This window comes from Sulfurovum sp., assembly GCF_041551015.1.
Taxonomy (GTDB): domain Bacteria; phylum Campylobacterota; class Campylobacteria; order Campylobacterales; family Sulfurovaceae; genus Sulfurovum.
In genome coordinates this window covers 1-21,144 of sequence record NZ_JBFENQ010000008.1, presented here as the reverse complement: position 1 = coordinate 21,144, position 21,144 = coordinate 1, and the positions used below count along the sequence as shown (strand labels likewise).

Genomic DNA, 21,144 nt, shown 5'->3' with positions numbered 1-21,144 from the left:
GTAGTAATTAAATAATTTATGTATAATATGTAAATCTATAAAGGAGACCTTATGCAATTACTGAACTCATCAAAATATGCTATACGCATATTAGGTTATATTGCAAATCATGAAAAGCAACAGCTTTGTAATGCGAAAGAACTCTCTGAAGCTTTGATAATTCCTTATAAATTCCTAACTAAAATAATGATGAAATTAGTAAAAGCAGATCTTATCATCTCCATACGAGGAAGAGAAGGTGGATATAAACTTTCCAAACCTGCTTCTGACATAACACTTACAGAAATTTTAAATCACTTTAATGAATTTCCTGAGCATGCACAGTGTATCTTAGGTATCGGTGCATGTGACAACAAAAATAAATGTGTTTTACATGACCAATGGGTAAAGCCTAAAAAAATGATAAGTAAAATGTTTGAAACCACAACATTAGCAGACATCGATAGTGAAAATTTCAAACTGTGACTACAAAATTAATCGCAAAAAGCCCTCTGCCTCCTGGTGATTTTGCCATATGGATCATAATATATGTTGAATTAGTTACTTTTGCTGCACTGTTTATAGGGTATGCATTTGCCAGAAGAGCGGATGTGGAGCTTTTTAATCAATCACAACTTTTGTTAGATCAAAGATCGGGGTTCATAAACACACTTATTCTGATCACAAGCAGTTATTTTATTGTCAAAGCTATTGGGGTTATCAAGACTGTTGATACTCAAAAGGCTTCTATACTATCCTCTAGATGGCTTTTAGCGGCTATAGTACTTGGCAGTAGCTTTATTGTCATTAAAACTATAGAATTCTCAGATAAATTTGAACAAGGGATCAACCTTAGTACCAATACTTTTTTTATGTTCTATATCATTCTCACTGCATTTCACTTTATGCATGTGCTTTTAGGACTGATTATCTTGTATGTTGTATATAAAAAAACCAAAATTGGCGGTTACAGCAAACTAGATCATAGAGGTATGGAAACTGGTGCATCTTACTGGCACCTTGTAGACATACTTTGGATCATATTATTTCCACTGATCTATGTCATGAGGTAAGTCATGAGAAATATTTGGTTAATTTTGGTGTTCTTAACACTCTTTGCATTTTTGGTTGGATGGCTAAAGTTAGTCAATTCACTTTTTGTTTCTATATTACTTGTCACTACTTTTATTAAAGGTCAACTTGTTAGTGAGTATTTCATGGGCTTAAGAAATGTCACTTTAAGATATAGAATAATCCCTACAATATGGCTGTTTATTGTTCTTACATCTATATTTATCGCTTATTATTCACCTATATCAAACTAAAATATTTTGCTTTACTATAGAACATTATATCTATCATTTTTATTACACAAATTAGCTATAATGCTTTTTGCAAAAATGTGTACATCCAAGGAATATAATGTCTCAGCCAAAATTCTTCGCTCTTATCATCGGTACAGAGATCCTGAACCGACGAAGGGTTGACAAGCACTTTGACTTTGTGACTAAAGCCTTAGCACAAAGAGGGCATAAACTCTCCGGTTCTTTTATCATAGAAGATGATCCTGCACTCATTGTTCACACTATCCAATTCATTGCTTCACAAGAAAATGCCATATTGTTCTCTTTTGGCGGTATAGGTTCTACACCTGATGATCACACACGTCGTTGTGCTGCCATTGCTTTACGAGAGGGTGATATGATCACACATGATGAAGCAAAACGTATTATTGTTGATACACTCGGTGAAAGAGCCTATCCCTATTCTGTACGCATGGCTGAACTTCCAAGGGGTGCCACACTTTTAGACAATCCTGTCAATAAAATGCCTGCCTTTGCATTGGATGAACGTTATTACTTTATGCCAGGATTTCCAGAGATGAGTCATCCCATGGTAGAAAAAATACTCACAAAACTGATACCAAACAAAAGAACCTACTATCGTCATACACTTACAGCACTTTGTAAAGAGAATGTATTTATAGAAGTGATGGAGAAGATGCCAAAGAAAGTGGAGTTCTCTTCATTGCCTAAGCTCTACTCTGATGGATGGAGAGTTTCCATTTCTGTTGCATCTACGGATAAGAAACTGGCATTTGAATCTTTTCATATGTACATCGATGTACTTGAAGAACAAAATATTGTCTATGGCTTACATGATGAACAGAATGAATTGTAATACAGAATTATGACATATAGAGAAACACTTAAACATCCTGTCATTGCACGGCTCTCACTAATACAATTTATCTCCTATTTTGGAACATGGTTTTCTCAAGTGGCTATCTTCTCCATGATCGTAGCCTATGGTGCAGATGAGATCACTATAGCCTTAACTGCTGCAATGGCGATGTTACCTGCAGTGATTCTTGCTCCTTTCATAGGTATTATCATAGACCGTATTGAGTTTAAAAAGCTTATGTTGACACTGCTGCTCATTGAGATATCTATGACGCTTGGTTTTATTTTTATCAATTCACTTGAGTATATTTGGGTCCTCATGATACTTATCTTCCTGCGTTCTTCTGCTGCTTCCATGCTCTTCTCTGCCGAGATGTCACTTTTCCCTAAAATTGTACAAGGCAGAATGCTTAAGAATACCAATGAAATACACTCTATTATCTGGTCCATATGTTATGCATTAGGTATGGCAGTGGGAGGTGTCGCTACACATTTTATGGGCTTTGATACTGCCTTTCTTATAGATGCTCTATTGTACAGTATAGCTACACTACTCTTGCTAGGACTGCATCTCTCTCTTGAAAAAACACAACACAATGATTCAAACTGGCAAATGTTAAAAGATGGATTTAACTACCTCATTTCACATAAGAAGTTACTCCATCTCATCTTACTCCATGCAGCCATAGGACTTACCAGCTTTGATGCACTCATCACCCTGCTTGCAGATTTCCAATACAAAGAATTCATCGCTGTACCTCTTGCTATAGGTTGGATGAATGCTACCAGAGCATTGGGATTGATGATAGGCCCTTTTATTATAAGTAAGATCATATCTAACAAGAACCTACACTATTTCTTCATCCTTCAAGGTCTTGCTATCATGCTATGGTCCATGCTTGAATTCAACTTCTATTTAGCCCTTATTTCACTCTTTATTACAGGCTTTTTCATCACAACACTTTGGTCATATACATACCTTCTGATACAAGAAGAGACTGATACACACTATATGGGAAGAGTGATCTCCTACAATGACATGTTCTTCATGCTTTCCAACGTTTTCACGGCAATGTTTATAGGATATGCTGCAAAATGGGGATTATCATTAGAAGGTATCACCTTTACTTTAGGTATGGGCTTTATAGTAGTTGCAGGGTATTATATTTGGTTTAAAAAGCAGTATCTTGATGAAAAAAATGAATAGAAACGTCTGCTATAATTGCTATCGTCCTCAAACTTCATGTATGTGTGCATACATTACATCCATAGAAACAAACACACGATTTATCATACTGATGCATCCAAAAGAGTTTAAAAAAACCAAAAATGGTACAGGTCATTTTACAAACTTGTCTTTGAAAAATTGTGAGGTGCATGTAGGTATTGATTTTACAAAACATACAGCCATCAACCATATCATTAATGATCCTTCAAATATCTGTTACACGCTTTATCCGCATGAAAGCAGTATCAATTTGAATGAAGAACCCATAGGAGAAGAAAAAAAAAATACAGTCATTTTTCTTATAGATTCTACCTGGCCCTGCTCAAGAGCTATATTAACAGCGAGTCCAAATATTGATGCTCTGCAAAAAGTCAGTTTTACCCATACGGAAATCTCAAAATTTACTTTTAAAGAACAGCCTAAGGACTATTGCTTAAGTACAATGGAATCTACCTTATGTGTTTTAAAACTTTTAAATACACATGATATTGAACAAATAGAAACAAGGAAATTAGATTATTTTTTGCTACCCTTTGAGCAAATGGTAGAGTACCAACTCTCTTATGGCTGAAAGTGTTGTAATACTATATGAATTTAACTAATATTGCCATGTATCATAATATCTAAAGATAAAGTGAGTTTGGGAATTTGCAGTAAGATCATTGCAGGGAGTGAAATAAATATAACAAATTTATTTAGAATGGCTGCAGCATCTTCAGGAAAGATGCGCAGTCTATTTAATCCATATCCTATGGCAATAGCCACTACTATTAATATGAAATTTTCCATAAATTATTTAGATCATCTATCAATAAACATTACACCAGATCTTTGGTTTCCATATTTTATTCACTATGAACATTTCCATCTCTTTAACAATAAGATCCAGTGTTCTTTCACCATCTATCACTTCCAATAAATCTTTTTTGATATAAAACGTTTGGATCTCCTCTAATGGGGTAGTATAAATTTTCATTCTATCAAAGAATATCTCTACACTGTCATCTGAACGTACTACTTCCGCCTCAGCGGCTCTTCCTAAAATACGCTCTTTTGCCACATATTCACTTACTCGTACTTCTATCACAGAAACAAGTTCGATCTCTTCTTCCTTATCTAAAATTTTATCAAGTGCATGCATCTGTTCCACACTTCTTGGATACCCGTCTATCAATACCACATCGGTTGGTGCATTTTTGATCGCTGAAATAATCGTATCCATAATAATATCTAAAGGAACCAATTCACCTTGCGCAATAAATCCATCAATCGTCTTACCAAGCTCACTGCCACTGGATACCTCTTCTCTTAACATATCACCGGTAGAATAATGAACAATACTCTCCATATGTCTTCCAGCAATGATACTCGCATCCGTTGTTTTACCAGAACCAGGAGCTCCAATAATGAGAAATAGTTTCTTTTTCATACGGTTTTTTATCCTCTTATGTTAGTGTATATCTATTATGCCGCACAGTTATAGCATTAATATAGCATTCATATCATTTCTATAATGTTTTTTATAATATTTTAGAATTATAATGAAAAGTAAAGAGTTTAAGGAATTTTATCTTTATTGACTATGTTCTCAGACACCTAACCTATTATCTTTGAAGAGTTCATGTTTTTTTCTTAATGAAGCAACTTTCTTTCGTGTATAACCCAACTTTTCAGAAATAGCTATATCTGAGATTTTGTGTTGTAAAGATTTAATTACCCTAAGTGCATAGCTCGATATTGGAAGAATTTCATTTTTATAAAGTGACGTGCCCTGTATTGCGATCTCAATAGTCTCATAAGGCTTATTGATACTGATAAAACTAGATACAATGAATTTTCTGTCTTGCAACTTATCAAATAGACTATTTCTTTCCTTTACATTCAGCGATTCTAATCCCGAAAGATACAGAGGTTGATCCAGATCAGCACACTGTATTTTTTCTCTCCAGTTTTTAGTAATGAGCGAGATAAACATAATATTGATATCTTTTCTTTTACCATACGCTAAGACCAATTGATCAATATACGCGATATTGTTCGTAATGATGATCATTGGAAAACTGATTTTATCAATATACTTTTCAAGTGCTATATTTTTTACGACATAGCCGTGATACTCTCCATACAATGCATTTTTAAATTTAAGCTTTTCAAACTCATGATAATGTTCAATTTTTTTAACCAATATATCTATACTTACAGGCTTCATTATATAATCTTTAGCACCTAATTTGATAGGTTCTCTAAGCGTTTCATTACTTTTGTGACTTACCAACAAGAGAATAGATCTTTGTTTAAATTTTTGTATAAAAGCTTTGGTACTATTCAAAGAAAATACTGTAGAGAGTAAATAAACATCTCCTGTACTAAATTTAGCAGCTTTGTTGATACATTCGAAGACTTCCGTTTTGTATCCTAATTTTCTTAACTTATCTGAGATATCGTTGGCAAGCAATATCTCTTTTTCTATGATAGTAACGATCATCTTATGTATCCTGTACTTACATTTTTACTTAAATTATCTGTCTTCTCTACTAAAAAAAGACAGACAATTTTTACATTTATGCGTTGACAAGATCTTCAATCTGTCCAACGATACTTGGGTCTTCAAGTGTAGAAATATCCTGAGTGATCTTTTCACCTTTTGCAATAGCTCTAAGAATTCTTCTCATGATCTTACCTGATCTTGTTTTTGGAAGGTCTGGAACAAAAACCATGTCATCACATAGTGCAATATTACCGATCTCAGTTTTGATGATCGAGTTGATCTCTTTCATCGTCTCAAACTCGTTAGCCACATCATCTTTATGCTCTGCAGGTACAGATTTGAGTACAATGTATGCAAAGATACCTTCCCCTTTAAGTTCATGTGGTTTACCTACAACAGCTACTGCTGCAACATTGTCATGTTTTTTGATCGCTGCTTCTACTTCAGCCGTACCCATACGGTGTCCAGATACATTGATCACATCATCTGTACGTCCCGTGATCGTGATATAGCCATTTTTACCATAGATCGCACCATCACCTGTAAAGTATACTGGTGTGCCATCTTTTACGACATCTCCAAAGTAAGATTTCTTAAAACGCTCATCATCACCCCATACACCACGGATCATGGAAGGCCAAGGGCGTGTAACACACATATATCCACTCTCACCCTCACCTACTTTTTCACCGGTTTCAGGATCAAGTATCTCAGCTATAATACCCGGTAATGGAAGTGTTGCACATGCTGGCTTGATAGGTGTTGCACCAGGAAGTGGTGAAACGATGTGACCTCCTGTCTCAGTTTGCCAATATGTATCTACAATTGCACACTTGCTTTGACCTACTTCTTCATAGTACCATTTCCAAGCAGGAGGATCAATCGGTTCACCTACTGTTCCAAGCACTTTAAGTGATGAAATGTCATATTTAGCCGGTTCATTTTCACCTGTTTTATGCAATACACGGATTGCTGTAGGCGCTGTGTAAAATTGGTTGATCTTATGTTCTTCTACCATTTTCCATGGTCGACCTGCATCTGGGAATGTGATCACACCTTCAAACATGACTGTTGTTGCACCCATCGCAAGTGGTCCATATACGATATACGTATGTCCTGTGATCCAACCAACATCAGCCGTACACCAATACGTATCATTGGCTTTTACATCAAATACCCATTCCATCGTCATTTGCGCCCAAAGAATGTATCCTGCTGTGTTATGCTGAACACCTTTAGGTTTACCTGTACTGCCTGAGGTATAAAGCAAGAAGAGAGGATCTTCACTCTCCATAGGTTCAGCATCACATTTTCCGGATTTATCTTGAATAAGTTCATTATACGAGTAATCACGTCCTGCCACCCAAGTAACATCTTCATGATTTCGCTCGACAACCAGCACTTTTTTAACCGGCGTTTCACCTGTAAGTGCTGCATCTACCACAGGCTTTAGCATATATGGTTTTGTTTTTCTGTAAGCACCGTCTGCAGTAATGACTACTTTTGCTTCAGCATCTTCAATCCTGTCACGAAGTGCTTCAGAAGAGAAACCACCAAATACGATGGAATGGATCGCACCGATACGTGCACAGGCAAGCATTGCATACGCTGCTTCAGGAATCATAGGCATATAGATAACGACTCTGTCACCTTTTTGTACCCCAAAATCTTCTTTAAGAAGATTAGCAAATTTATTTACATTATAATAAAGGTCAAGATACGTAATAACCTGTTTATCACCTCTGTCACCTTCAAAGATAATCGCAGCTTTATTTTTCTGTGTTTCTAAATGTCGGTCTATACACTGATGTGCAACGTTTAGCTTACCGCCATCAAACCACTTCACAAATGGTGCATTCGACTCATCAAGCACCGTATTGTAAGGTTCGAACCAATCGATCTTTTCATCTGCAAAATCTTTCCAGAAACCTTCATAATCATCCGTTGCTTTTTTGACTAGAGCATTGTATTCGTCCATACTTTTTATTCTTGCATCTTTTGCAAAATCTGGATTTGGTTGATAGAGTTCTTGTAACATTCTTTCTCCTATAAAATAATTTATTTTAGTCTCGTTGTATTTTTTAATTTAAGATAGATCAATGCCGTCATAATGGCATCATTTAATGCATCATGGGCTTGAAGTTTTGGTAAATCCAAATCTTCCAAGATCGTATCGAACCGCAAATCTATATTTCCCTGAGGTATGGTTGGGATCTTTTTATCATAATAAATCGCTGATACCTCTTCTTGTCTATTGGGCAAAGTAATACCATACATCGGTTTGATATATTTATTTACCATGGCCACATCAAATTCCAGAAAATAACCTGCTAAGGTCCTATTTCCAATATAATAAAGAAATCTTTCCATAGCTTCTTCAATTGGAATGGCTCCATGAAGATCACAGTTTCTGATCTGGTGTATCGTAATACTCTTATGATCGATCTCTTTCTCTTGATCGACATAAATATGTATCGCCTCATCTGTTAAAATCTTATTGCCTTTGATCTTTACTGCCCCAATAGAGACAATATCATCACTAGCTGGATTGAGACCTGTTGTCTCACAGTCAAAAATGACTATCTCATCCTCTTCAGATTCATCAAATAAAAATGCAAAACGTTCATCCTTCAGATGTTTAAAGTTCCACTTCTTTTTTAATAATCTGAACATTTACCCTACCATAGAAAGATGAAAGTGATAACTCACCATCTTTTTGAATTTATTAACCGTTTTAATGGCATCTTTGAGAAGGTCTCGTTCAAGTTTTCCTATATTTTTCACGGAAATATAATTATTAAGCTTCTCACCTTTTGCCAACTTCTCAAGCTGTGAATGCAATCTAAGAGTGTTGAGAATTTCAAGTGCTTCCATCATATCTGTTGCATCTTCTTTACTTAAAAAACCTATATTGTTCAGCTCTTTTATACGTAAAGTTGTATTGGTCGCTCTGATCTTATGTTCCAAGGCCAATGAACGTACACCATGTATCAAGGCAAATAATGCCCCCTTCTTAATGTCTATTTCATGCTTGTGTCCCTTATCATGTACGAACTGTGAAAAGAATCCCAACGATGACTCAAACGTTTCGATCGCACGTGCAAAATGCATCAGTATCGAAGGAGTTTGTTCCACTTTGTTAAAGAGGTAGTCAATCAATTCAGTATGTAGTAATAGTTTTCCAGCTACAGGTGTAGAATCAAAGAAGATAGCCATGTCCATAAAATTATCATAACTTGGCTCTTCAATCCAACGATAAATATCTTCTTTATACAAATCAATGGGTTTACACCACTTAGGGTTGATGATCATAATGTTGCCCTCGCATCGCGGGAAACCTATCTCATCAAGTACATCAATAAATTTCTGTGCTACATATGATGCATCCTCAGGCATAAAACCTTGCTCAAATACAAGTGCATTATCCTGGTCTGTTCTGAGAATCTGTGAAGCACGTCCTTCACTGCCAAGCAATACAAGTGTACATTTATCATGCCATGAATGGGGAATGATCATTTCAAAGAGCTTCGCATACATTTTTTTGTTGATCTCAGATACCAGCTTGGCTATATACCTGCTTTTAACCCCTTTTGCATGTAATGCACCTATCATCACATCTAAACGCTTGGCTGCGTCAATGACACTCTTAACATCTTTCGCTTTTTCCATTTGTACGGTAATAAGGTGAGACTGATTAGAAAAGAAACTTAACAGGTCAACAAGTTCAAGTATACCCACAACACTATTTTGTTCATTTAACACAGGAAGATGTTTAATGCTGTGCTCTGTCATCAAAAGCAACACATTAAAAAGAAGTTCACTATTCTTAGTGGAAATCGCTGGATAGGTTTGTATCTGAGAGATCGTTTCTAAATCTTGTTCTTCTTTTTGTAAAATGTAATATCTGAAATCCGCATCCGTCACGATACCGTATCCTTGTTCATTCTGCACTAATAGAGAGCTTGCACTCTCTTCATTCATATACTTTAGTGCTTCAACAATCGGCATATATGAGTCCACAACACAAGCTTTATGTAAAATGGATTCATCCAATCTAGCTATCATCAGGTCACTCATAGAAGCATATTCTTTCTTCTCTTTAAGCATATCAATACGTTCTACAATACTTGAAAAAAAATAATGCTTAAACTCCTTATTATTTTCACAAATATCTAAGAATAATACTTTAGGAATCTCAAAACATATCAATTCTTCTGTAACAATGTAACGGTATGCAGAAGGTTGATCTTCAAGGATCTCGATACCGCCAAAAATATCATGGGTCTGATAGACATCAATTTGTTCTTCATTCTCATCAAGTACTTCTACCGTACCTTTAATAACAACAAAAAGATTTGGGGAGATGTCATCTTTATTGATAAGCAGTGTATCGTTGGGATAATATGCAATTTGTGCATGATTTTCAATACGTGCAGACTCATTTTTATCCAAGATCGTAAAAGGAGGATATGATTTTAAGTTTTCTAATAATGTTATCACTGACTTTCCTATAAGCCAAGGCCAAAGGCCTTGGAAAATTTTTAATTAGTGAGCTACTGCTCCATTAGAACCGATACCCGTCTGACATCTAATGTCTTGTGCATCAAACTCTTCTTCACATCTCTTCGCATCTTCACTGCTGTCAGTGATTGAGAAGAACCATATTGCTATGAATGCCATTGGTACAGAAAATACTGCTGGAAACTTATATGGAACGATTGCTTCTGCATTCCCTAGGATCTGAGTCCATACTACAGGACCAAGAATTACCAGTACAAGTGCAGAGATCAATCCGATATAACCACCAATCACCGCACCTCTTGTTGTAAGCTTCTTCCAAAAAATTGACATAAAGAGTACAGGAAAGTTAGCCGATGCCGCAATGGTAAATGCAAGTGCCACAACAAATGCAATGTTTTGCTTTTCAAATGCAATACCAAAGAAAATAGCCGCAATACCAATAGCAATTGTAGCCATTTTAGAAACATTCATCTCTTTTTTTTCATCTACTTTACCTTTTGCAAATGCATTGGCATAAAGGTCATGAGAGATTGCAGATGCACCCGCAAGTGTAAGACCAGAAACAACTGCAAGAATAGTAGCGAATGCAACAGCTGAAATAAATCCAAGGAAATAGTCTCCACCCACTGCATGTGCCAGCCATACCGCTGCCATGTTGTTCATACCCTTAAGTGTTACACCATCAGCTGCCAAATACGTAGCCGCTGGATCTCCAAGCACAAGAACGATCGCACCGAATCCCATGATAAATGTAAGTACATAGAAATACCCGATCATACCTGTTGCAACAAATACAGACTTTCTAGCCTCTTTTGCATCTGCAACGGTAAAGAATCTCATAAGTATGTGAGGAAGACCCGCTGTACCGAACATCAATGCAATACCAAGAGAGATCGCTGAAACTGGATCAGAAACAAGACCGCCAGGGCTCATGATCTCTACACCTTTAGAATGGATCTCCGTTGCTTGCGTGAAGAGTGCATCAAAACTGAATCCAAATTTTGCCATTACCATAAGGGACATGAAAGTCGTACCCGCAAGCAATAATACCGCTTTAATGATCTGAACCCAAGTCGTAGCAAGCATACCACCAAACGCAACATACATGATCATCAACATACCAACAAGTACAACGGCAAACTCATAATCTAAACCAAATAGAATTTCGATCAATTTACCTGCACCAACCATTTGAGCAATAAGGTAAAGAATAACAACTGAAATTGAACCCAATGCAGCCAAAATTCTTACAGGTTTTTGCTTTAACCTATAGGCAGTAACATCTGCAAACGTATATTTACCCAAGTTTCTAAGTTGTTCAGAAATCATAAATAAAATGATCGGCCAACCTACCAGGAAACCGATAGAAAAGATAAGACCATCATACCCTTTAAGGTAAACCATACCGGTAATACCAAGAAAAGACGCTGCTGACATGTAGTCTCCAGCAATCGCTGTACCGTTTTGTGTACCTGTGATCCCACCACCTGCAGTATAGAAATCACTAGCTGATTTTGTTCTTTTTGAAGCCCAGTAAGTAATACCTAGTGTTGCAGCAACAAAAATAAAGAACATTACAATAGCAGGAATATTTATTTCATCTGCTTTTGTACCCGCACCCAAATCAGCTCCTGCTGCAAATGCAACTGTAATAGAAGTAACCATAAATAGAGATAAAATTTTACCTAACATTAATTCATCTCCTTTTCTATATCATTTTTTAAATCATTTAAGAGTCCATCAAACTCTCCATTGGCTCTTCTTACATAAATACCTGTCAGGACAAATGCAAAAACAATAATAGCGATACCTACAGGTATACCCCATGTAGCCATGCCATCCGGGCTAATTTTAGTTCCCAATGTTTCTGGACTGAATGCAATAAATAAAATAAATGCATAATAGATCACTAACATAATAATGGTTAATGTCCAGGCAAACTTACTTCTTGTACCTACAAGTTTTTGGTAATTAGAATTGTTTTTAATCTGTTGTACTTGTTCTTGAGTCATTTTTTTCTCCTTTTCATTATGATATGGTATGTTTCTTAACATACCATAATATTTAAACTTTATTAAAAGTTATAGTTTGCAATAACTCTATACTCGTCCCATCCATATCCATCAGGACCAGTAAATTCTGTTGGATAATTTGCTCTTAGTCTTAAGTTTAAATTTTCAGTTGCTTGGTATTGAATGTCAAAACCAGCTTCATCAGTTGTAGTATTCGCAGCATATGATGCATTTCCTACATCAAATGAAGCATAATATACAGTTGCTTTTACATCAGCCCCAACAAGTTCATCCATTTTGTATGTTCCTGCTACTTTCCAAGTATCTGTATCATTGAAGAACTGGTGTCTTGTTACCATACCCTGTGTAAATGCTGGCATTCCACCCCATGGTGTGATAATACCGTGACCTAAAGTACTATCATCATCAGCTGTTTGTGAATATGCTACATATCCGCTTAATGCTCCAGAACTAGCACCTAATTTTATAGCCCAATAGTTACCCTTGACATCACCTGCCAATGCATCACCTACATCACTTTGATTGATATATTGTGCAGAAGCTTTCATTTTTACATTTTCATTAACTAAACAATTCCAACCATAATCAGCTTGAAGATAAATTGCATTTAAAATATCCCATGCATAGTAATCCCATGCTTGTAAAGTAAGATTCTCAATACCTTTATAGATAACAGCTCCAGTAGTTACACCGCTAGTATCTGTGCCTGTTCCTAAAGCTACAACACCCATTTCGGCAAAATCACCACTTGTTGCTTCTTTAAATCCAAGACCATAACCACTTTGTATTGAAAGTGCCCCTGGTGAGTATACATTACCAAATGTACCTACAGTCATTTGTGTTACCTGTGCTAAGACGAGTGTTGTGTCTTGAATATCTGTGTTACTCAATACTGCTGCTTCAAAAAGGTTTGGAAGCATTCTTGCATCATCTGCACCAGCAAGTGGTGTATTCAATTTTTGACGACCAATTTTAAGGTTTGTATCACCTCTTTTATAGTTAAGGTATGCCTCACCAAAGAAACCATAGTTTTCACCACCGTCTCCATAAAGAGAAGGATCATATGAATACCAAGAAGGATCATTTGTTGCTGCCATGTCATGTAGCCTTATCCCCTCTACACCATATGCTTTGAAACCTGCACTAAGTCCGTTCCACTCAGCCGAATCATAACCGACCCAACCACCTACAGCAAGTGAATTACGATTCCCTATAAGATGATTGTTATCCATCGTTCTATCAACATAAAATGCTCTGAATTGTCCAGAAAATGTTCCTACTGACTCCTCTTCTACAGCCTCTACTACAGGCTCAACTGGTTTTACATCACCTCCGGCTAAAAGCAGTGTTGATGCTATGACAGATAATGCTAAATATCTTTTCATTTTGTCTCCTATTATTTTTCTACATTTGGAGTATGAAGGATTAACGTAGCATTACCATAGCATTTAAAAAAAGAAAAGAAAAGTTATATAAAAAAAAATTATGTGTGTATATTGGTTACAATATGGAAACAAAAAATACATCAAAAAGATTATATTTGTTTAGAAAGTGTATATCCTACACCCTTAAGTGTTGTGATGAGATCTTCTTTTAGTACTTGACGAACCCTATGTATCTCTGCGCGTATAATGGCATTATCTACAGGACTATCATCCCATGCATAGTGTCTGAGCATTTCAAAGTCAACCACTTTGTTTATATTTTTTGCGAGCACATCCATGATCTGTAATTGTTTATGCGTGAGTAACTGTTCTTCTCCATCAAACAACAGACATTTATTTTCTGCATCATAGCTGTACATTTTAGATATCTTTATAAAACTTTTTGCCCTTATATCTGCCATTTTTAACAATCTTTCAATGTGCAGACTTAACTCTTTTAGATGAAAAGGTTTTTTCAAATAGTCATAGCAACCCAATGCATATGCCTGACTTATTTGTTCTATTTCTGTAATAGCAGAAATAAAGATAGTAGGAACATATATCTTTTCTTTTTGTAATTTGTCAAGTAAAGAGAGTCCATCCATACTAGGTGTATTGATATCAAAGATAAAAAGATCATAATTGTTATTAGTTATATTCTCATACGCTTCCTGTCCATCTTCAAATGCTGTCACTTCAAACCCAGTGTCTGACAAATATTCTTTTATCGCACTCTGAAGCATCAACTCATCTTCAAGTAATAATACTTTCATCCTGCTCCCCCTTTTTAAACCTATAAGAAAACACTGTCATTTCATCGTCAGATTGTACTTCAATTTTAACATCTTCTTTTTGACATATTGTATAGACTATTTCCAGTCCCAATCCAAATCCACCCCGAACATCGTTCTCACGTTCAAATGGCTTAAAAATACGTTCCGTATCATCAATTTTAGGGGAACAACCTACAAACTCTAAAACGATCTCTTCTTTTTCTTCTCTCAGTACTACCTTTACATCTGTACCTCGGTTGGCATATTTGATAGCGTTCGATAGATTGTTGTCTACAATTCTTTGTAGTTCATCTGGACTAAAATAGATCCCAATATCATTTTGTATTTCTGTGATGATCTTATGTTGATTTCCCAATGCAATTTCATAAAAAAAGTCCACTCTCTCTTCAAGAAAAACAGACATGTTCAAATGTTTTTTTGTATAGGTCACACGGTTTTTTTTCACCATATAACTCAAATCTTCATAGATGTTAGAAATGATCTTACTTGCTGCTTCTATTTTAGTAAGATACCTGTTTTCCCCTTCTTTCATTTTAAACAGATCAATATGGGTCATGATCACTGCTAAAGGTGTATTGATCTCATGGATAGAGTGTTTGATGAAACTATCTTGCGCCTTTACAAGAGAGGCATTAAAATCTTTTTCTTTCTCAAGTAAGATATTCTGCTCACTTAAATCTTTTGTTTTTTGTTCAACCTTTGATTCAAGTGTCAAGTTCAATTCTTTTAATTTTTCTTTTCTTTGATGGATCACAGAGATCATCGCATTAATGTAATGCACCATTTTTTTAAACTCAGAAAGACGTATATCTTCCTCATCTATCTTTGCATAAGTAGATGACGCTTCTTTAAAATAATGGCTAAAAGATGATATCTCTTTTTTTAGTATATGATTGGTTATGACAATCCCTATAATACCCACTACAAATAAGATAGCCAACAAAAATACCATTTTAAACGAATACTGATTGAGTCTGTTTTTAAGTATTTCTCTTTGGTTTTGAATATTTTTTTCGACTTCATCCAAATACACACCCGTACCAACCATCCATCCCCAAGGTTCAAATGATTTTGCATATGAGATCTTTGGACTCAATGAACCTGTAGTAGGTTTTAACCATTGATACTCAACAAATCCACCCTCTTTTTTTAGGGAAACATCTATAAGGTCTTTGATCACCATTACACCATTGGTATCTTTGGTACCATAAAGATTTTTACCTATATTCTGTCTTTGAATAGGGTCAGAAAGTACAACACCGTTAAAATCATAAACAAAAATATACCCTGTACCATCTTGACGTCCGTACAGTTCTTCTATAGCATGAAGTATTTGCTTCTTTAATACCTCTTCATCTTGCTCTTTATCTCTATATTCATATGCATCATTGATGAAATTAAGTACACGCGTGGTATCAAAGACAATCGTATCTTTTTGTTTTTGGATAAATTCAGATTGAATACTCTCAGCTTCGACTTCAAAATTTTGATACTCTTGATACGCAACGATAGCTGAAAATACTATGATGACTATAAGCATCATAACCATACCGATAAAATGGATACTTGCAATGGTTTTATTTTTTAAAAAATTGATAATGCTCTCCATCTTTAATCACAGTTCCATACAATATACCGGATTCAATTGATAAACTATTTCTAAGTCATAACAAAGTGTGCAAAATGATTTTTTACATACTATCCTGCATCATGGATTTTATAATAGTTAGATAATACCATGATTTGATAAACTATTTATCATATTTATGTTAAAATCTCCAAAATTTAACCTATGGAGATATTCAAATGGATATTACTAAAATCGGACATGGCGAAAACCCAGATGCAGTAAAAGCAATTATAGAAGTACCACTTAACTCGGCAATCAAATATGAAATAGATAAAGATTCAGGTGCTGTTGAAGTAGATAGAGTACTTTACTCTGCTATGCATTACCCTGCAAACTATGGTTTTGTAGCAAATACACTCTCAGATGATGGTGATCCGGCTGATATCCTTGTACTTTGTGACTATCCACTTCAAGCAGGTTCATACATCAAATGTAGACTTGTTGGCGTACTAATGACAGAAGATGAAAGTGGTGGAGATGAAAAACTTATCGCTGTTCCTACAGAAAAAATAGATCCAACATACAAAGATATCAAAGATTTAGGTGATGTTCCAGAGCATACACTTAACCGTATCAAGAACTTCTTTGAAACGTACAAAATGCTTGAGCCGAATAAATGGGTAAAAGTATCAGGATTTCAAGATAAGGCAGCTGCAACAGCTATCTTGGAAAAAGCGATTAAAAACTACAAATAGTTTTTAATCTCACTATCCTCAGTTTCCGCTGAGGATTCATTATTTTAAAAAAAAATCTTAAAAACCAATTTCTCTTTTTCGATTATCCAAATACCTATTTACCCCTTCAACAATACCTTCAGCAATCAATTCTTGATAGTTTGATGTAAAGAGTCTTTTACGCTCTTTAGGATTTGTAATGTAACCTACTTCTACAAGTATAGAAGGTCTGCTGGCGCCTACAAGTACATAAAATGGTGCGGGTCTTACACCACCGTTTTTCACATCATCATAGTCGCTGTTTAAATTCTTCATGATCTGATCTTGTACATCTATGGCTAGCTTATGAGACTGTATGATCTTAGGTCCGTTCAATACAGCGTCTATAATGACATCTTGGCTTAGTTTATCTGTACCTTTTAACACCGATGCATTTTCTCTCGCGGCGATACGTTGAGACTTTTCATCTCTTGTTTTTTGTAAAAAGTAAGTCTCTACACCTTCCACAACTTCAAAACGACTTGTATCACTGATCGCATTGGCATGAATGGAGATAAAAACCTTTGCATCTTTCTTATCTGCAATTCTCGTACGTTGTCCAAGTGTTAAAAATCTATCCCTGTTTCTTGTAAGATAAACTTTGTAACCTTCATTTTTAAATTCTCTTTTAAGCTTTTTCGTAATTTGAAGGACTAGATCTTTTTCTTTTTTACTGTCACACAATGCTCCACAATCATGCCCTCCATGCCCTGCATCTATGACAACAAGACTATCTGATCTATCAACACTGGGACCACCACAACCTAGCATTAAAAATAGTGCACTGAGTCCAAATATAAGTTTTATCATTTGTTATCCTAATTAAATAAGCCTATCATTTTTTACAAATCAATTTCTTTTTTTCTATTATTTAAATAGATATCTACACCTTCAGCAATACCCTTAGCGATAAGTTCCTGATAACGTGGTGTGAAAAGTCTTTTACGCTCTGTTGGATGTGAGATGTATCCTACTTCTACAAGTATGGAAGGTCTGCTGGCTCCTACAAGTACCCAAAAAGGTGCATGTCTTACTCCACCATCTTTAACACCGTTATATCTAGTTCGTAAATTTGTTATGATCCTGCGTTGTACATCTATAGCAAGTTTATTTGACTCAACGATCTTTGGTCCAGAAAGTACAGAATCTATAATCACACTGCGACTCAGCTTAGTTGTACCTTTGAGTACTGATCTGTTTTCTCTTTCTGCAATACGTTGAGACTTCGCATCTTTTGTATTTTGCAAGAAAAATGTTTCAACACCCTGTATTTTATTACGTTTTCTTTTAGGGACTGAATTCGCATGGATAGAGATAAATACCGAAGCTTTTTTCTTATCTGCAATTTTAGTACGCTGTGGCAGTTTTAAAAAACGATCTTTTTTACGTGTCATATGTACAGGATGACCACGTTTTTTTAGTTGTTTTTCCAACCTCTTTGCTATCTGAAGTACAAGATCTTTCTCTTTTTTACCTCCGCCTATGGCACCACTGTCATGACCACCATGACCTGCATCTATCACTACATGTTCATATCTATGTGAATTGTTTATTACTTTTTTAGATTCCACTTTAGGTTTTTTATAACGTTTCGCAGGCAACACACTACTATTCTTAGGTAGTGGTATATGATACTGATCCTTTGAAAAAAGTGGTTGATAGGCAGTAGGTTTAGAAGATTTATAGCCACTTATCACTACCCGTACTATATTGGGCTTATATTGAGCCAGACGTACATTATTACCTAAACCCAACGGTACACGGTCATGCCCTAAACGCGTATTTTTAAAGTCATAAATTTCTCGATGAGGATTTTTTAGTGTAAAGTGCTTTACATCACTTTTGTTTAGTGATTTAGAAAAAGAGAGACGTAGTTCACCTTTTTGTACTATAGCTTTTTGCATACTAATAACTCCGGGAAAGAGCAGTGTATTCAGAAATAGTACTACAAGAAAAAACCTACTAAATTTCGGCATGATTTTATTTATCTTCACCATTCATTAGTTTGTTCATAAGTTCTTTCACTGTGATGATCTCTTTAAGACGATAACCGTTAGCCCCCGTAAAGAAAAGTCCACTCTCTTTAATGCCATCATATGCATCCGTAAGTCTATCAGCTATACAGTAGCCCACTATCTTCGCTTCTTCACCACGATGACATGGAGCGACACAGTTTGAGATACATGCGACTTTTGGCGCGGTACCTTTTTCTATATCTTCATGAAGCTGTGTTTTTACACCACGTGCAGGATAACCTACCGGTGACTTAAAGAGTTTGATATCATCTTCTTTTGCTTCAATAATAATATCTTTCATCACCTGACTTGCATCACATTCAACTGTACCGATGAAACGTGTACCCATTTGTACAGCGTCTGCACCTAGTTCCATCATCCTTACTATATCATCATGATCCCATACACCGCCAGCAGCGATGATTGGCATAGAACCCCAATTTTTTGCTTCCTCAACTACTGGAGGTAAGATTGCTTCTAACTGATTTTCAGGCATAAAGCATTCTTCATACTTAAAGCCCTGATGTCCACCGCTAAGCGGTCCTTCAACAATGACAGCATCAGGAAGTCTATCATGTGTCTTTTTCCAGCGTCGACATAAAATACGTAATGCTTTTGCAGTAGATACAATAGGTACCAAAGCTACATCAGGATAATCTTTAGTTGCTTCAGGCATCGTAAGTGGTAATCCAGCTCCTGTAATGATGATATTGGCTCCAGCCTTACATGCATCTTCTACTACACGGTTGTATTCACTTTGTGCATAAAGTACATTCGCAGCTAAAGGTTTATCCCCACAAATTTTTCTTGCATTTTCAAATATTTTTTTAAGTGCAGTATAAGAGTAAAAGTTGATCGCATCAAGTGGTCTGTGCTCTTTACCTACCATCTCTTTATCATGAAGGTATTTTCTGTTTTTATAAACACCTGTTCCCACAGCAGAGATAACACCGAGGCCACCCTCTTTTGAAACATTACCGGCTAACTGATCCCAAGATATACCAACTCCCATACCACCTTGCACAATAGGTTTTTCAATGGTATATTTTCCAATTTTAAAAGATTTAAATGCCACTACTTCACCTTCACTTTTGCAAATTTTCTTTTTCCTACTTGCAAGATATACTCTCCTGCTGTAAGATTTAACTTATCATCAGAGATTTTTTCCTGATCAATGCTTACTGCATTTTGTTTAATATCTCTTCTCGCTTGAGAGGTAGAAGGTTCAATACCTGCATCTACTAATGCCTTGCATATCCAGATACCCTCTTCTACTTCTACTTCATTCATATCTGTTGGGAGTTGGTTTGATTTAAAAACATTATCAAACTCTCCTTTGGCTAGTGTAGCTAACTCTTCATTATAAAACCTTGTAACCAGTTCAAGTGCCAGATTTTCCTTCACTATTTTAGGGTGAAGTGCACCTTTTTGGACATCCTCTTTCATCGTAGCTATCGCTTCAAGTGATTTCTCACTCAATAGCTCATAATAACGCCACATCAATTCATCTGAGACTGAAAGTGTTTTAGCATAAATATCGTTAGGTTCTTCAGTGATACCAATATAGTTGTTCAAAGACTTGCTCATCTTCTGTACACCGTCAAGACCTTCTAAGATTGGCATCATTAAAACCGCTTGTTCTTTTCCTACATTGTATACACGCTGAAGGTGTCTACCCATCAAAAGATTAAATTTCTGATCTGTTCCACCGATCTCAATATCACTTTTGAGTTCGACAGAATCATATCCCTGAAGCAGTGGATATAAAAATTCTGAGATAGAAATACTTTGTTCACTTTTAAAACGTTTTGTAAAATCATCACGCTCAAGCATACGTGCTACACTAAAAGTTGTTGTCAATGCAACCATCCCGGCAGCACCCAGTTGATTAAGCCAAGTAGAATTAAATACTACTTCTGTCTTACTTTCATCAAGAATATTAAAAACCTGTTCTTGATACGTTTTTGCATTGGCCATAATAGTATCGTTATCAAGTACTTTTCTTGTTTCACTCTTACCGGTAGGATCACCTATCGTTGCAGTAAAATCACCGATGAGAAGCTGTACTCTTCCTCCATGATTTTGAAATGCTCTAAGCTTTTGAAGAAGTACAGTATGCCCCAAATGCAAGTCTGC

The 21,144-nt window shown here is 35.8% G+C and carries 22 protein-coding genes; 7 read left to right on the top strand and 15 right to left on the bottom strand.

Annotated elements, in window-relative coordinates; genetic code table 11:
- Positions 1 to 51 precede the first annotated feature (51 nt).
- From ABZC96_RS01175 to ABZC96_RS01150, 6 genes are all read left to right on the top strand, one after another.
- Positions 52 to 465, top strand: coding sequence for an Rrf2 family transcriptional regulator (locus ABZC96_RS01175; RefSeq protein ID WP_373028481.1), 414 nt, complete (start codon positions 52 to 54; stop codon positions 463 to 465).
- The gene (locus tag ABZC96_RS01170) at positions 462 to 1,052 is read left to right on the top strand and encodes a cytochrome c oxidase subunit 3 family protein (protein WP_373028480.1); all 591 of its coding nucleotides are present in this window, start codon (positions 462 to 464) and stop codon (positions 1,050 to 1,052) included. Before ABZC96_RS01175 ends, ABZC96_RS01170 begins: the two co-directional genes overlap by 4 nt.
- A 3-nt stretch (positions 1,053 to 1,055) precedes the next feature.
- Positions 1,056 to 1,304, top strand: a complete 249-nt coding sequence (locus tag ABZC96_RS01165; RefSeq protein WP_373028479.1) for a cytochrome C oxidase subunit IV family protein — start codon at positions 1,056 to 1,058, stop codon at positions 1,302 to 1,304.
- Between the two features lie 97 nt (positions 1,305 to 1,401).
- Positions 1,402 to 2,160: a competence/damage-inducible protein A gene (locus ABZC96_RS01160; RefSeq protein WP_373028478.1), complete on the top strand. Its 759-nt coding sequence runs from the start codon at positions 1,402 to 1,404 to the stop codon at positions 2,158 to 2,160.
- Between the two features lie 9 nt (positions 2,161 to 2,169).
- Positions 2,170 to 3,369, top strand: a complete 1,200-nt coding sequence (locus ABZC96_RS01155) for an MFS transporter (RefSeq protein WP_373028477.1) — start codon at positions 2,170 to 2,172, stop codon at positions 3,367 to 3,369.
- Positions 3,353 to 3,961, top strand: a complete 609-nt coding sequence (locus tag ABZC96_RS01150) for a tRNA-uridine aminocarboxypropyltransferase (protein ID WP_373028476.1) — start codon at positions 3,353 to 3,355, stop codon at positions 3,959 to 3,961. Before ABZC96_RS01155 ends, ABZC96_RS01150 begins: the two co-directional genes overlap by 17 nt.
- Before the next feature lie 23 nt (positions 3,962 to 3,984).
- Here the strand turns inward: ABZC96_RS01150 and ABZC96_RS01145 are convergent, their stop codons facing one another.
- From ABZC96_RS01145 to ABZC96_RS01095, 11 genes are all read right to left on the bottom strand, one after another.
- Positions 3,985 to 4,179: an AEC family transporter gene (locus ABZC96_RS01145; protein WP_373028475.1), complete on the bottom strand. Its 195-nt coding sequence runs from the start codon at positions 4,177 to 4,179 to the stop codon at positions 3,985 to 3,987.
- Between the two features lie 19 nt (positions 4,180 to 4,198).
- Complete coding sequence (locus ABZC96_RS01140; RefSeq protein ID WP_373028474.1) at positions 4,199 to 4,819, bottom strand: adenylate kinase; 621 nt, start codon at positions 4,817 to 4,819, stop codon at positions 4,199 to 4,201.
- Between the two features lie 159 nt (positions 4,820 to 4,978).
- On the bottom strand, positions 4,979 to 5,875 hold the full coding sequence (locus ABZC96_RS01135) for a hypothetical protein (RefSeq protein ID WP_373028472.1): 897 nt from the start codon (positions 5,873 to 5,875) through the stop codon (positions 4,979 to 4,981).
- Positions 5,876 to 5,951: 76 nt separating this feature from the next.
- Positions 5,952 to 7,916, bottom strand: coding sequence for an acetate--CoA ligase (acs, locus tag ABZC96_RS01130; protein ID WP_373028471.1), 1,965 nt, complete (start codon positions 7,914 to 7,916; stop codon positions 5,952 to 5,954).
- A gap of 20 nt (positions 7,917 to 7,936) precedes the next feature.
- Positions 7,937 to 8,551: a 3'-5' exonuclease gene (locus tag ABZC96_RS01125; protein ID WP_373028469.1), complete on the bottom strand. Its 615-nt coding sequence runs from the start codon at positions 8,549 to 8,551 to the stop codon at positions 7,937 to 7,939.
- Complete coding sequence (locus ABZC96_RS01120; protein ID WP_373028467.1) at positions 8,552 to 10,378, bottom strand: putative nucleotidyltransferase substrate binding domain-containing protein; 1,827 nt, start codon at positions 10,376 to 10,378, stop codon at positions 8,552 to 8,554.
- A 45-nt stretch (positions 10,379 to 10,423) separates the two neighbouring features.
- Positions 10,424 to 12,091, bottom strand: a complete 1,668-nt coding sequence (locus tag ABZC96_RS01115; protein WP_373028466.1) for a cation acetate symporter — start codon at positions 12,089 to 12,091, stop codon at positions 10,424 to 10,426.
- Positions 12,091 to 12,411, bottom strand: coding sequence for a DUF485 domain-containing protein (locus ABZC96_RS01110; RefSeq protein WP_373028465.1), 321 nt, complete (start codon positions 12,409 to 12,411; stop codon positions 12,091 to 12,093). Before ABZC96_RS01110 ends, ABZC96_RS01115 begins: the two co-directional genes overlap by 1 nt.
- 62 nt (positions 12,412 to 12,473) lie before the next feature.
- Positions 12,474 to 13,817 carry an OprD family outer membrane porin gene (locus tag ABZC96_RS01105; protein WP_373028464.1) on the bottom strand — a complete coding sequence of 448 codons (1,344 nt, stop codon included), beginning with the start codon at positions 13,815 to 13,817 and terminating at the stop codon, positions 12,474 to 12,476.
- Positions 13,818 to 13,966: 149 nt separating this feature from the next.
- On the bottom strand, positions 13,967 to 14,629 hold the full coding sequence (locus ABZC96_RS01100) for a response regulator transcription factor (RefSeq protein WP_373028463.1): 663 nt from the start codon (positions 14,627 to 14,629) through the stop codon (positions 13,967 to 13,969).
- Positions 14,610 to 16,259, bottom strand: coding sequence for a cache domain-containing protein (locus ABZC96_RS01095; RefSeq protein ID WP_373028462.1), 1,650 nt, complete (start codon positions 16,257 to 16,259; stop codon positions 14,610 to 14,612). The genes ABZC96_RS01100 and ABZC96_RS01095 overlap by 20 nt, the downstream gene beginning before the upstream one ends.
- Before the next feature lie 197 nt (positions 16,260 to 16,456).
- Here ABZC96_RS01095 and ppa point away from each other — a divergent pair, with 197 nt between their 5' ends.
- The gene (gene ppa / locus ABZC96_RS01090) at positions 16,457 to 16,975 is read left to right on the top strand and encodes an inorganic diphosphatase (protein WP_373028461.1); all 519 of its coding nucleotides are present in this window, start codon (positions 16,457 to 16,459) and stop codon (positions 16,973 to 16,975) included.
- Between the two features lie 57 nt (positions 16,976 to 17,032).
- Here ppa and ABZC96_RS01085 read toward each other — a convergent pair whose 3' ends face one another.
- The 4 genes from ABZC96_RS01085 to tyrS all read right to left on the bottom strand — a co-directional run.
- Positions 17,033 to 17,803, bottom strand: coding sequence for an N-acetylmuramoyl-L-alanine amidase (locus ABZC96_RS01085; RefSeq protein ID WP_373028459.1), 771 nt, complete (start codon positions 17,801 to 17,803; stop codon positions 17,033 to 17,035).
- Between the two features lie 32 nt (positions 17,804 to 17,835).
- On the bottom strand, positions 17,836 to 18,897 hold the full coding sequence (locus ABZC96_RS01080; protein ID WP_373028458.1) for an N-acetylmuramoyl-L-alanine amidase: 1,062 nt from the start codon (positions 18,895 to 18,897) through the stop codon (positions 17,836 to 17,838).
- Between the two features lie 76 nt (positions 18,898 to 18,973).
- Positions 18,974 to 20,083, bottom strand: coding sequence for a nitronate monooxygenase (locus ABZC96_RS01075; protein ID WP_373028457.1), 1,110 nt, complete (start codon positions 20,081 to 20,083; stop codon positions 18,974 to 18,976).
- The coding region (gene tyrS, locus ABZC96_RS01070) for a tyrosine--tRNA ligase (RefSeq protein WP_373028456.1) at positions 20,083 to 21,144 on the bottom strand (1,062 nt) is incomplete at its 5' end. The genes ABZC96_RS01075 and tyrS, both read right to left, overlap by 1 nt.